Below are 13,235 nucleotides of genomic sequence, written 5' to 3'. Positions count from 1 at the left end.
AACAGTACGAACGCGACTGCGCGCTTCAGAAGAAGATCGACGAATACAGGCAATCCGGCAGGAAACTGCCCGCGGAATGGATCAGAAACACATTCCTCCGCAAATATTACCGCGACAACGGCATGCTCCTCCAGTAAAGGACGCCGCACGTCTGTACTCGCGTAAAGGCGGCAAAGGCGCCGCCGTCTCTCCGGCCGGCCTCCCCCCCGGCCGGCTGAGACGCGCCTCCCCCAAACCGCATCGAGGGGTGCACGTATTTACAATATATGCGTTCCCCCTGCCCCTGTGTTCCGCTTCCCTATTCGCACGGGCCTCCGGCGGCGGCAATGCCCTGTATTCCCTGTTGCCGCGCAGCGCATACCGCACTTCAGGCCCCGATGCGGTCGCCGATCACCAGCTCTCCGCCAAGGTACGGCGCAACGCCGATCGCCCTCAATGCGGCGGCCAGCTCCGCGTTCGTCTCGAACGTGTTCCGCGTCGGCGGGCGCACCGGCCCGACCGGCTGGCCGATCAACTCCATGATCTGCTTCCCGGCCGAGCCGCCGAACCGCATCAGGAGAAGCACGAGCTTCTGGCTCAGGAGCTGCAGCTTCCGCGCCGTCTCCATATCCCCCTGCCTGAACGCCGCGATCATCCGGTGATACAGCGGCGCCGCATAGTTGTAGGTGCTGCCGACGCCGCCCTCCGCACCAAGCGCCAGCCCGGCCAGCAGAATCTCGTCCCGCCCGAACAGCAACTGAAAACGTTCCGGATCATAGTTCAGACTCAGCTGAAAATCCATCAGGTTCTCGTAAGTGAACTTGACTCCGGCCAGCATCGGAATCCGCTTCTCCGCCGCCTTCAGAAAGTCGAGCACCGGGAAATTGACTCCGGTCAGCGCCGGAATATGGTAAAAATAAAACGGCAGCTTCGGCGCCGCTTCGCTGATCTGCGCCATTGCATCGACGAGCTCCGCAACGCTGCCCGGCCGGAAGTAGTACGGCGCCACCGCAGCGATCGCGTCGGCCCCGGCCGATTCGGCGTGAGCGGCGAGTTCCTGCGACTCGCGCACTCCGTCCGAACCGACGTGCACGATGACCGGAATCCTGCCCGCCGCCGCCTTGATGAACGCTCCCGCCGCGGCTTTGCGCTCCGGCGCGGTCATGCCGGAACACTCCCCGGTCGAACCGCAGACGAAAAGCCCGGCCAGCTTCTGCCCGACCAGATAATCCGTCAGCGACGGAATCCGCTCGAGATCAAGCTCCAGATCCGACTGAAACGGAGTGTTTGCCGCGACGACCAATCCCTTGAATTTCATTTCATTCCACCTGTCTTTACTGTTTTCCAACCTGGAGATTCCAGTGCTTGTAATAAATATCGTCGGAGGCCGGGTTGCCCGGACGCCCGGACTTCCCGGAGGTGATCAGCTCGTTCTCCGCAAGCCCTCCCTGCACGTGGCCGTCGTAGAACGACGCATTGACCTTGCGGCTGTGGCGGTAGGCCACTCCCATGATCGTGCCCTCGCCGTTTTTGGTGTAGTACGAGGAACTGACCGCGTGGCTGTACTCGGGGTTCCAGCCGGTCGCGTCCATGAAGTCGAGCTTGCCGGACGGATTCCGGATCGAGCCGAGCTTGATGCTCCGCACGGACGGATTGTTCCACGCCGGCCCGAACTCGTTGTTGCGCCCGTAGGAACGCGCAATGTTCGCGCGCCCGTCCTTGTGGCTCGCCGCCGTATCGACCTGCAGCGCGAAGGTCGCCAGCGGGCAGAGCAGCTTTTCGGGCCAGTATTCGTAGGTCGCCCGGAACACGTCGCCGGTGACCAGTTTCATGAACTCTTCGTTGTGCATCCAGCGCTCTTTCGTCGCGGAGCCCTCCAGAACCGCGACCGGGACCGGCCAGTCGTTGTTGTCACCCGCGTAAATCACGGTGAAATTCCCGAAGGTTTTCAGATTGTTGATGCAGGTGGTGGACTGCGCCCGCGCCCGCGCCTGCTGGAGCGCCGGCAGCAGCATCGAAGCGAGAATCGCGATGATCGCGATCACGACCAGAAGTTCGATCAGAGTGAAATGCCTTTTCATAAGAAATCTCCTGATTATTTGGATGTTTCCGGAAGTTGAACTTTCTGAAGCCGGCGGTTGTTGACCTCCCCGATCCACAGGCAGTTGCGCCCGCGGTCGAAGGCGACCGAGTGGGGAACGTCGAATTCCCCCTCCTTCTTTCCCTTTCCGCCGACGGAAGCGAGGACGGTTCCGTCGAGCGCCGTGACGACCAGTCCGTGCCACTCCGGGCGCGCCACCGTCAGGAAAAGGCGTTCTCCGTCGGTGTCGAGCCCGAACAGCTGTCCCGCGTCGGGGCGGATTTCGAGCAGCACGCCCTTCCGGTCGAAAATCTGCAGCCGGCGGTTGTCCCGGTCGGCCACATAAACCCGGTTGTCGGAGCCGATCACGATATTGTGCGGATTTTTGAATTCACCGGGGCCGCTGCCCTCTTTTCCCCAGGCGAATTTGAATCTGCCGTCCGGCCCGAAGCAGGCCACCCGGCGGTTGCCGTAGCCGTCGGTGACGTAGATGTCGCCGTCCGGAGCGACTGCGACGTCGGTCGGCTTGTTGAAGTGCGTTTCGTCGCAGCCCGGCACGCCCTTCTCGCCGAGCGTCATGACGACTTCGCCGTCCGGCGTCATTTTGAACACCTGATGATTGCCGATATCGGTCGCGTAGAGGTAACCGCCGCTGCTGCGCAGCCCGTGCTTGTCCGCAATGAACTTCCGTCCCCAGGCGCGCCTGACCGCACCGGTTCCGTCGAGCTCCTGCAGCGGCTCACCGAGGCCGCCGGAGGCGAAGATGCGGCCTTCCTGAACGGCGATCCCGGTCACCGGCCCCGGATCGGAGCGGTCCGCGAGCAGCCGGACTTCGGCGCCGGTCAACGCCAGCGACAGGGTGAAAACGGCGGTGGTGAGAAATACGTTTTTCATTGTTCGGCCTTTCTGTCGGTGAGATTGCGTTCGCGTTCGGTCAGATGCCAGATATTCAGTCCCCGGAGCTGCTCGCGGCGCGGCGGCGCGAAACAGAAGCTCGTCAGGACTCCGACGCCGAGCGTAGTCAGCACGCCGAGCGTGATCGGAACCATATAGCAGACATGCAGGATGTTCCCGTCCGGAGCCTGCCTGACCCAGAAGTAGTTCGCCCAGATCGCAACCGCGCCGCCCGCGACCGCGCCGATGCCGGCGCCGGGGGCGTTCACGCGCGGCACAAGCATGCCGAGCAGAAAGATTCCGAGGATCGAACCCGAAAAAAGCCCGATCACCTGCCCGGACACCCGCGCGATATTGTCGTAGGCCGAAACATAGATGAAGAAGGCCAGCCCGATGCAGAGCGCCGCCCAGACGACGGTCCAGAGCCGCGCATAGAAGATCGACCCGGCGTCGCTGAGCGGGCTTTTGCGAAAACGCAGCTGGAAGTCGGTCATGGTCACCGTCGCCAGACAGTTCATGCCGGAGTCGACCGTCGAAATCACCGCAGCCATCAACGCCGCCGCGAACAGCCCCGCGAAACCGTGCGGAAACTCGCGCGCGACAAACTCCGGCAGCAGGCCGTTGTAGTTGTTTTCGGCGAGGTGTTCGAGTCCGCCGGTCGTATGATACCAGGCGAAGAGCCCGAGACCGACCGCCATCATCAGAAATCCGATCGGAATCGCGCCGAAGACATCGACCAGCAGCGCTTTCGCGCTCTCGCGGGCGTTCCGGGTCGAAAGGTAACGCTGCACGGTCATCTGGTCGGTTCCCTTCTGGGCCAGCGCATTGAAGAACATGCCGACAAGCAGCAGGAAAAACGCATTCGGAACAAAAGGCGACAATCCCCAGTTCTCCGCCGACTTCAGATAGGAGAAGTCGTGTCCGCGTTCCGTAGCGATCCGCCACATCTCGGGGAATCCCCCCTCAATCCGGTTGAACACCATGGCCAGCAGATAGGCGATGCCGAGATAGACCACGACAAGCTGGATCACGTCGGTCCAGATCACCGCCTTGATGCCGCCGGTCACCGCGTAAAGCGCCGAGCAGACGCCGACGATCACCATGAGCCACATGACCGGAATCCCGGTGAACGGTCCGAGCGCGATGGCCGACGCATAGATCACCACGCCGATGTAGAGCGCCCGCATCAGCAGGAAGAAACTGCTGCCGATCAGCCGGATGCCGAGCGAAAAACGTTTTTCGAGATACTCATACGCCGAGACGATCCCGAGATTCAGGAAGAAACGGATAAAGACGAAGATGATGACCGGAGCCGCCAGAAACGTCGCCAGATACCAGATTCCGAACCCCTCGAAACCGTAACGGAAGAAGTCGGCCGGACCGCCGAGGATGCTGACCGTGCTGACCAGTGTGGCGAGGATCGACATGCCCGCCCCCCACCACGGGATCGAGTTTCCGGCCACGAAGAACTCCTTCGAGTTGTGCTGTTCGTGCAGGAACTTCGTCGCCACCAGCATGAGTCCGGCGAGATAGACGAACAAAACCAGGTAATCAAGCCAGTTGAATCCCATTTTCAGAAACCTCCCTTCGGCATGCGGACAAATCCGATGCCGCCCATGTCGCTCTTCCGCCCGCCCTCGAACAGGATGCCGAGCGAACCGTCCGGCAGCTCGGCGAGATCGGAGTAGCCGCTGCGGCCGAGATAGACCGGCTGCGGGGCGCTCCACTCCTTCGCGACGGGCGATTTGCGCCGCAGCGTCAGCGCGGCGCGGCGGCACATGGCATCCGGCGCATAGCTGCCGCCGGCCGGATACAGGTAGTTCAGGGAGCCGTCGCTCCCGGCCAGGATCGAATTCTGGCAGACCACCGCCCGCAGCGCAGGGTCTGCGCAAGCCGGTTCGAAGCTCTCGCCGCCGTCTCTGCTCACGGCGAAGAAGCGGACCTCGCGGTGACTGGCGGTCGGGCGGATCGCCATCACGAGCGCGCCGTCCGGCAGTTCAGCGAGCATGCACTCGTCGGACTTCTCCATCGCGACACCGCCGGCCCGGAAGCTCCTGCCGCCGTCATCGCTCAGGATCAGCGTCGACTGATAAAAGTTCGTTCCCTTGTCCGGCCGGTTGCACCAGCCGGGAACGACGATGCGGCCGGCATATTTTCCATGCTTCAGCACAAGCGAGTGTCCCGGAGCGGGCAGAAAGACGCCCCACTCCTTCGGCAGCATCGGGGCGATATCGACCGGCTCCGACCAGTTCCCTCCGCCGTCGCCGCTCACGGTATGGAGTACGCGATAGTCGTGCTGTCCCCATTTTTTCGCCGGAACCTCGACGTAGAAAAGATGGAGCCTGCCTGAAACCGGGTCGATCGCCGGAGACGGATTGTTACTTGAAAATCCCTGGTCGTGTCTGCGGGTCAGGAAGCGGACCGGCTCCCAGCTTTTTCCGCCGTCGGCCGAACGGCGGTAGGCGATGTCGATCTCGCCGACATCGCCGAGACTCGTGCGGCGCGCCTCGGCGAAGGCGTGAAGCGTACCGTCCTTCCCGGCGGCCAGCGCCGGAATCCGGTAGAATCTGCTGCCGGCTTCTCCTTCCGGAAACACCGGCACAATGTCGCGCTTCAGCAACGCGCCGCGGACGGAAAAACCGTCGACGGTCACGGAACCCGACTCGACATTCAGCGCAAGCTCGCCGACCGTGTCGCGGCTGAAGGTGCCGTTCCAGACCTCCTTCCCGTCGAGTGAAACAGCCAGACCGGCGCCGCGTCGAGCCAAGCCGAGGCGGAGCTGCCGCGGCGCCTGCTCAAACCGATGGCCGAGCGGGCGGTTGCGGAAGTCGGCAGCGCCGTGATTTCCGGCATTGACCAGCAGCTTCTTCGCGCCGTCGAAGCGGAAGCCGTCCGCGCCGAGCTCGAAGAGCCAGCGGCACGATGCGGGGTCGTTCATGGTCAGCGCAAGTTCCACCGTAAAATCTCCATTGGCAAGCTGTTCCGGGAAGAGACAGCACTCCCCGGCCGGAATGGTTCCCGGCTTCGCCGAGTGCTGTTTCTCCGGAAAAACGCCGAATACCGGGTGTTCCGGTTCGACCGGTTTGAACTCCGACTGCGCCAGCAAAGCATCGAACTCCTTCTCCGAAAACCTCTTCCCTGACTTGCCGAGCCGGAAGAGCACATCGAGTTCGCGGTCGGAGAGGCCGCGGCTCCAGAGCGTAAGTTCATCGACCGCCCCGTCGAAACAGCCGCGCGGCTGTTCCCCGCGCCGCCCGCCGAGCAGCAGCGGCATGGCGCCGCGGCGGACGCCGCGGTTCTCCACCGCAGCCGAACCGGTGTCAAGCTGCGCTTTCTCGAGGCCGGTCGCACGGATCGCCAGCTTGCCGTCCCGGCAGGCCGCCGCGACATGAATCCATCCGGAGGAGGAGTCGACTGACCGGCTGAACACCTGCGACTGCCCCTTGCCGTCCGCGTCGCGGACGAGGAAGTCGAAGCGGCGGAGAGAGGGGGAGTAGCCGATCCACCAGAGCCGGTCCGCCGGGTTCATTCCGGCCTGCGAAAGCACGATCTGGTATCCCGATTTCGCCGAGGGACGGATGAAACAGGAGACGGTGAAATCCTTTCCGCCCGGAAAACCTGCCTTCTCCGGGACGAGTTCCCGAACCTGTCCCGCCGCATCCGCCGCTTTGCCCGCGACGCCGGGAAGCGCTTCATCTTCGAACGAAAAACAGAGCTCCGGCTCCGCCCCGCAGACGGCGGAGAGAAGAAGGGTGAGCATCGCTGCGACTGCCGGTGTTCTTTTCATGGAAATTCCTTCACGTTAATCTGTTTCGAGACAAGAGGAGACCTGCCCCGCCCGATCCGGGGCCCGAACGATCTGTTTTTTTCAGGAAAAAAAGCCCGGGATCAATCCTTCCGGTGCCGGGCGAGATGCTTCTGCATCAGGCCGCGCGCCAGCTCGATGTTGCGATCGTGCAGCGCTTCGACGATCATGCGGTGAACCTCGGCCGCGCTGGCCTGGTCCTGCCGGTTGCCGGGGTGCGCGTTCTGCCGGTGAAAGAAGCTTTCGATCAGCTTCACAAACGCCTGAAGCATGCTGTTGCCGGAGATTTCGAGCAGCCGCTGGTGAAAGCGCATATCCGCCTCGATCGAATCGGCGACCGCCTTCGGTTCGTCGGACTCCCGGCGGCACGCGTCGGCCAGTTCGAGGAGCTCCCGGTAATCCTCATCGGTCATGCGCTGCCCGACCAAATCGAGCATGCCGATCTCGAGCGCGAGACGCGCATCGAACAGTTCCTCTTCGGAAAGGCTCGAAAACGCCATCTGGAACCCGAGATACTTGACCAGCCGCCGGTAGTCGAGCGCCGCGATCGTCGTTCCGCGGCGCGGCGCGGCGTCAAGCATGCCGAGAAACTTCAACCCGTTGATCGCCTCGCGGATCGACACGCGGCTCACGTGGAACCGGTCCGCAAGCTCGACCTCCCCCGGCAGCTTGTCGCCGATCTTCATATTGCTTTCGATCGCCGTCTGCAGCAGGCGGTCGGCAAGCACGGTGCTCATGGATTCCGACACGATATCACACTCCCTGTTTTCGGTTTTATTTGTCTTACAATTATAATTATACCCAAAACAACCTGATTTGTCAATAGATAAACCAAAAAAAGTGACAAAAAAACAGAAATTCGGCGGGAAAACAAACCGAAAATATGCGATATGATACCGCAATTAGACTTACAAATAGAACGAATTTCATCTTCGGCTCCCGACAACCGGCCGGCTTCCGCGTCCGCCAGACCGAAGCCGGCGCCGGGGGAAACCCGCCGTCACGCAAAATTCCGGAATAAAAAACAATCCGCTCTTGACTTTAAGCGAAAAATTCGTCATAATATTAATGTCAAGCGTTTAACTAAATCCATGCGATTCCTGAAGGCGACAGATGAATAACGTTACGTTGAAACAGGTTGCGGAGCTTTCCGGGAAAAGTGAAGCCACGGTTTCCCTGGTGCTCAACTCCAGGCAGTACCACCGGGTTTCGCCCCGGACGCGCCAGCTGATCCAGAGCATCGCCGAAAAGCTCGGATACATACCGAACATGCAGGCGCAGGCGCTGGTGAAGGGGCGCACCCGGAATATCGCAGTCACCGCCAACGGCCTGACTCCGTTCTACAACGAATACATCCGCAGGATCACCCACCTGCTCGAAGCCCGCAATTACAATGTGTTCGCATTTGAGACCATGCTCAGCCCGAACCGGGAACGGCAGGTGGTCAACTGGGTCCGGCAGGGGCTGTTCGACGGCTGCATCTGCCTGGAATACAACCATTACACCCGTGAATTCTACGAACCGGCCATCCGCGCCGGAATTCCGTATGTGCTTCGCGGATGGGACATGCCAGAAGAGTGTCCGGCGCATATGATCCGGGTCGATTACCGGAGCGCGGTCGGCGAACTGTTCCGCCATCTCGCCGCCGAAGGGTGGCGGCGCTTCGGCGTCATCACCGACGGCAGCAGTTACTGCGAGGAGGCCACGGCGATGTCGGTCCGGAGCACACTTTATGCCGAGGCCGCGGAAAATTCCGGAGTCGCCCTCGACCCGGACGGCTGGATCGTCGTGCCTTTCGATGCGGAACGGCATCTCTGCTATATTTATGAACACAGCCGCGCCCTGTTCCGCAACCGCCCCGACATCGACGGCGTGATCGTTCAGAGCTCCTCCGACATTCCGGCCGTGTTCAAGGCGGCCGCCGACTCCGGGCGGCGGATCCGCACCGACCTCGCAATCGCCACGTTCGACCAGATTCCGCTGATCGAATTCATGCAGCCGCCGGTAAGCTGCATCGTCGAACCGAGCGACGAAATATCGCAAATGGCAGTGGACGGCCTGCTTGCACAACTGACCGGCACGGAGTCCGGGCCGGTCGACTTCAGCAGGCCGGTCGGAACCCGGCTGGTAATCAACGACTCCACCGTCCGGAACCGTTCCCCGGGCCCGCCGGATGCAGCGCCCGGCCGTTCGAAGCAGACCTCTTCCCAACCGTCATAACAGGAGAAACCATGAAGAAAAGATTCACCTTGATCGAGCTGCTGATCGTGATCGCCATCATCGCCATTCTCGCCTCGATGCTGCTGCCCGCGTTGAATCAGGCGCGGGCCCGGAGTCATCAGACCTCCTGCATGGGCAACCTCCGGCAACTGGCCATGACCTGCGTCCAGTACAACAGCGACTACAAAATGGGGGTCGCCTCCGGCGCGCTCGCGTCGGACGGATACATCCGCTGGCAGTCCGTGCTGCACCGTCTCTATCTGTATCCGGGCCAGGCGCGGGCGGCGACTTCCGCCGATCCCACCGGCAATCAGAAGCTGCACATTCAGGCGATCGGGGGCGATCCGGCCAACGGCTATCGGGCTTACGGCGTTTTCGGCTGTCCCGTCACCCGGAGGATCAGCAGTTCAGCCGCGTTTCAGGACCGCAACAACTACGGGATGAACCACTATGTCGGGTCAAACATCGCATCCTCCGTATGGGGCGTCGGTTACGATGCGTCGCGCGTCTACGACAAAGTGAAAAAGCCTTCGATGCGGCTGCTGATCACCGACGGACTCGGCAAAAACAACAACAGCGACAAAGGGTTCTTCGTTTCGAACCGTTCGGACATCGACGTCCGGCATATGAATTCCGCCAATACCGCATATCTCGACGGACATTGCAAACTCATCCATTTCGGCCGGATTCCCGGCAACGGCGTGAACGGCGACCCCGCCTGGGGAGCCGGCGGCAGCCACTATTTCTGGGGCTGGCATCCGTATCCGGACAACCAGTGACCCGCAGGCAATAAGGAAAGCAGAAAGGAATTCCATGAAGACAACGATTTTTGCACTGGCGGCAATCGGAGTCGCCGCCGCCCTGACGCTGCCGGCCGGAGAAGTCTCCCCCGAGCCCGCCGGACCCGGCTGGAAACTGGTATGGTCGGACGAATTCGATATCGACGGCGCGCCGAATCCGGCGAACTGGAGATATGAGTACCAGGGCTTCCTCCGCAACAAAGAGGAACAATGGTACACGAATTCTCCGGAGAATATCTTCGTGAAGGACGGCATGCTCCATATCGTGGCCCGTCTGGAAAAGGAGAAAAAACCGAACCCGAATTACAGGGAGGGCTCGGAGAACTGGAAGGAGAACCGCCGGTTCATCGAAATCACGTCCGCCGGAATCGTCTCGAACGGCAGGGCCGAATTCAAATACGGGCGGATTGTCATGCGGGCCAGAATGCCGAAGGGCGCCGGCCTGTGGCCGGCCTTCTGGACCATCGGCGCCGACCCGGAGAAACGGCGGAACTGGCCGGACAACGGAGAGATCGACATCGTCGAATATGTGGGCCGAAATCCGCACGAAAAAAGCTGGATGCAGGGAGCTTTGCACTGGCAGAGTCCCGAAGGAAAGTATCGCCAGAAAAACGGGAAATACGCCGACCGGCCGGAGCTGACCGACGGGTTCCATCTTTACGGGATCGACTGGAACAGGGATAAAATCGATTTCTTCGTCGATGACCGGGTATTCCTGAGCATCCCGATCGAACAATGCGGCAGCGAGGCATACAACGCATTCCGGGTTCCCCATTTTCTGCTGCTGAATCTCGCCGTCGGCGGCATGCTGGGCGGCAAAGTCGACCGGTCGGCCCTTCCCGCGGAATATCTGGTCGACTACGTAAGGGTCTACCAGAAGACGGAATAAGCCGTCTCCGCCATGTACGGCAGGCGGCCGGAGACGGCAGGATGGATCCGATTCCGGCGCCGCCGGGGAAAGGCATATTCATTTCACCGTCACAGCCGCAACACTGTTCAGCTCCAGCACGAGCGGAATAATGAGCTTGCCGTTCTCGAAACGGTATGCCTGAAGCGCCTCCGGAACCAGCTTCGCGGCCTCGCGGTATGCGGCGGTATCGGGATTCTCCCGGTAAGAAGGCTTGCCGGCCTTTTCAAAGGCCGCATAGCTGTTGGCGTGCGCGGAATCGATGCGGACGAGTTCGGCCCGGCCGAGTTTCTCCGGCCTCCCCGCCCAGTCGATCTCGAGCGTGACCGGAACCGGTTTCGCGGCGCCGAGCTCCTCCTCGCTGAACGTCGTCACGACAATCCGCATCGTCCCGTCCCCGGCGACGGCCGCCATCGCGTCGAACGGTTCGCTCGAAGCTTTGACCGGCAGCCGCTTCCCTTCAAGCCGGTTCAGCAGAACCAGTGCGTTGAACGACGGCTTCGGCACCGCATCGTAATGGGTCATGTAACCGAGGTCGGTCGAATAGTGGTGTTCGAGATTCAGATACGGGTGGTCGATCGCGCAGTAGAAATAGGTGCGCAGCACCCCTTCGTCGGCCATCAGGCGGTTCGCCTTGACCACGAACGCCGCCCCGGTCTGGGTGTCGAAGTGGCGGCTTCCCATGGCGGAGCCGTTGAATTCGGTCACGTGAACCGGCACGCCGCGCCCGGCAGGAAACGGCTCCATGCGCTTGCGGACATCTTCGATGCCGATGCGGTAAAGCTCCATCGCCCCCGCGAAGCCGCCGTAGATATGGGTGCTCGCATCGGTCACCGCGCCGTCGAGCCCGGCCCGGCGGGCCGCCTCCATCGCCCGCGACAGCAGGTTGTTCATCGCGCCGGACGGCGTGCCGATCCGCAGCTTTATGCCGCACTCCTTCTCAACTCCGGTCAGCGCCTCGAGGTAGGCGACGAAAAGGCGGCAGAACTCCTCATCAGTGCCGCGGAAGAAGTCCGAACCCGGCTCGTTCCAGCACTCGAAGACCCATTGCGACACCTCCTCCCTGCCGTAGCGGCCGATCCAGTGGCGGACCAGCGCTTTGACCGCCCTGCCCCAGAGCGCGAAATCCTTCGGCACATGGCCGCCGCTGTCGCGCCGGAGCTGCGGCGGAACAGTTTCGATGGTCGGCACCAGTTTGAGCCCGAGCTCCTTCACCGGATAGTCGAGATATTTGTCCACCGTGGAAAAGTCGTATGTCATATTTCCGGCCGCATCGATCGATTTGACCGGGAACGGCCCGTTGAAGAACTCCCGGGTGCGCAGGTATTCGAGTCCGCCCTCCTCCTTCAGCCGCCGGAGCGCGGTCCGCACCTGCGGCAGGTCGATCTGGCTGCAGTACGAGAGGTCGACGCCGTTCCAGACCCGGACCAGCTCCGCGGCCTCCTCCCCCGCGGGCCCGACCGCGATCACGCCCTTCGACGAATCGTAATTCCGCGCCTGTCCCTCGCCCTGCTTCACGACGGCGAGTTCGTCAAACCAGGCTTTGCCGGCCGTGCCGCCCCAGATGCGCAGATAGAGCGCAACGGATTTGACCTTCGGAGAGAGTCCGCCGGGACTGATTTCAATCACATGGTATCCCCAGGGGCGGTCGCCCGGCAGCAGCTGCCGGGTTACGTCGTCGTGCCCGATCACGTTGTCGTCCCGGTCGAAGAAAACCAGCTGAATCCCCGCATGGGCCCACGGCCTGCCGTCCTCCGGGCGCGCGATGCCCGCCTGTCTGAACCAGCCGCCGACGACAAGCCCCTCGCCGCTATACGGAAACTGCCGGCTGACGACGGTCGCGCCGCCGTCGAGTTCGAGCGTCGATCCCGCCCCGGGGAATGCATTTTTCACGACCTTCGCATGTTCAAAGCTGCCGAGGCCGAGGCCGTCCCAGTCGACGCCGCCCTTCTGCACAAACCAGTCGTTGATGCCGAACATGCCCGAAAACGAGCCGTCGCGCTCGACGTTCCGCCCCGGAACCATGATCCGGATCGAGAGGTTCGCGATGCGGAACGTCCCGCTCCTGCCGTAATTCCCGAAGCAGAGCCGGAACCCGTTTCCCGACACCGGCGTGCGGCTCTCGTACCGCCGGAACGGCGTCGCCCGGCCGGTGTTGAAGAGGTCGAGGTGGCTCTGCTCGGCCGTGCCGTCGAACAGCCCGAGCTGAACCGCGGCGGTCCGCCACGCCTCGCCGCCCGGCGCAATCGCGGTGGCGGAGGCGTCGAAGGCGATTTCGACGACGCTGCCCGGCGGGCACGGAATCAGCGGCGTCCCGCAGAACGAACCGGGCCCGAAGGCGAGCGCGGCGGTGTTTCCGTTCCGTTCGACTTCCGGAAGGCCGCCCCAGAGCGGCGTCACGACCCCGCGCCAGGCGGGATGCCCGAAATCGATGTCGAGTTTCATAAGCTCCGCCGCCGGAGCGGGGACGGACAGCAGCGCGGCCAGCGCCGCGAAAACAAGGGTGAACAGTTTCATTCCGATACAATCCTGTCTTTGCGTGCAAGAAAC

At 62.3% G+C, this 13,235-nt stretch carries 10 protein-coding genes; 3 read left to right on the top strand and 7 right to left on the bottom strand.

Annotation, left to right across the window (positions count from 1 at the left end; genetic code table 11):
• Positions 1–367: 367 nt before the first annotated feature.
• The 6 genes from FYJ85_RS15395 to FYJ85_RS15370 form a co-directional block, all read right to left on the bottom strand.
• Positions 368–1,297 (bottom strand): dihydrodipicolinate synthase family protein, encoded by a 930-nt coding sequence (locus FYJ85_RS15395; protein ID WP_154419417.1) that lies wholly within the window; start codon positions 1,295–1,297, stop codon positions 368–370.
• Between the two features lie 16 nt (positions 1,298–1,313).
• Positions 1,314–2,060: a type II secretion system protein gene (locus tag FYJ85_RS23225; protein WP_177995376.1), complete on the bottom strand. Its 747-nt coding sequence runs from the start codon at positions 2,058–2,060 to the stop codon at positions 1,314–1,316.
• A gap of 14 nt (positions 2,061–2,074) precedes the next feature.
• Positions 2,075–2,953: a peptidyl-alpha-hydroxyglycine alpha-amidating lyase family protein gene (locus FYJ85_RS15385; protein WP_106053375.1), complete on the bottom strand. Its 879-nt coding sequence runs from the start codon at positions 2,951–2,953 to the stop codon at positions 2,075–2,077.
• Positions 2,950–4,524, bottom strand: coding sequence for a sodium:solute symporter family transporter (locus tag FYJ85_RS15380; RefSeq protein ID WP_154419416.1), 1,575 nt, complete (start codon positions 4,522–4,524; stop codon positions 2,950–2,952). Before FYJ85_RS15380 ends, FYJ85_RS15385 begins: the two co-directional genes overlap by 4 nt.
• Before the next feature lie 2 nt (positions 4,525–4,526).
• On the bottom strand, positions 4,527–6,740 hold the full coding sequence (locus FYJ85_RS15375; protein WP_154419415.1) for a sialidase family protein: 2,214 nt from the start codon (positions 6,738–6,740) through the stop codon (positions 4,527–4,529).
• 101 nt (positions 6,741–6,841) lie between these two features.
• Entirely contained in the window at positions 6,842–7,507 is a 666-nt protein-coding gene (locus tag FYJ85_RS15370) for a FadR/GntR family transcriptional regulator (protein ID WP_154419414.1), read from the bottom strand.
• A gap of 364 nt (positions 7,508–7,871) precedes the next feature.
• Between FYJ85_RS15370 and FYJ85_RS15365 the strand changes: the two genes are divergently transcribed.
• From FYJ85_RS15365 to FYJ85_RS15355, 3 genes are read left to right on the top strand one after another with little or no spacing between them, the layout of a single operon-like run.
• Positions 7,872–8,978, top strand: coding sequence for a LacI family DNA-binding transcriptional regulator (locus tag FYJ85_RS15365; protein ID WP_154419413.1), 1,107 nt, complete (start codon positions 7,872–7,874; stop codon positions 8,976–8,978).
• A gap of 11 nt (positions 8,979–8,989) precedes the next feature.
• Positions 8,990–9,757: a prepilin-type N-terminal cleavage/methylation domain-containing protein gene (locus FYJ85_RS24085; protein WP_106053380.1), complete on the top strand. Its 768-nt coding sequence runs from the start codon at positions 8,990–8,992 to the stop codon at positions 9,755–9,757.
• 34 nt (positions 9,758–9,791) lie between these two features.
• The gene (locus FYJ85_RS15355) at positions 9,792–10,667 is read left to right on the top strand and encodes a glycoside hydrolase family 16 protein (RefSeq protein WP_106053381.1); all 876 of its coding nucleotides are present in this window, start codon (positions 9,792–9,794) and stop codon (positions 10,665–10,667) included.
• A gap of 78 nt (positions 10,668–10,745) precedes the next feature.
• Here FYJ85_RS15355 and FYJ85_RS15350 read toward each other — a convergent pair whose 3' ends face one another.
• Positions 10,746–13,202 (bottom strand): GH39 family glycosyl hydrolase, encoded by a 2,457-nt coding sequence (locus tag FYJ85_RS15350; RefSeq protein ID WP_154419412.1) that lies wholly within the window; start codon positions 13,200–13,202, stop codon positions 10,746–10,748.
• Positions 13,203–13,235 lie beyond the last annotated feature (33 nt).

Source organism: Victivallis lenta, from assembly GCF_009695545.1.
Classification (GTDB): Bacteria; Verrucomicrobiota; Lentisphaeria; order Victivallales; family Victivallaceae; genus Victivallis; species Victivallis lenta.
This window is presented reverse-complemented; position numbering and strand designations above follow the sequence as displayed.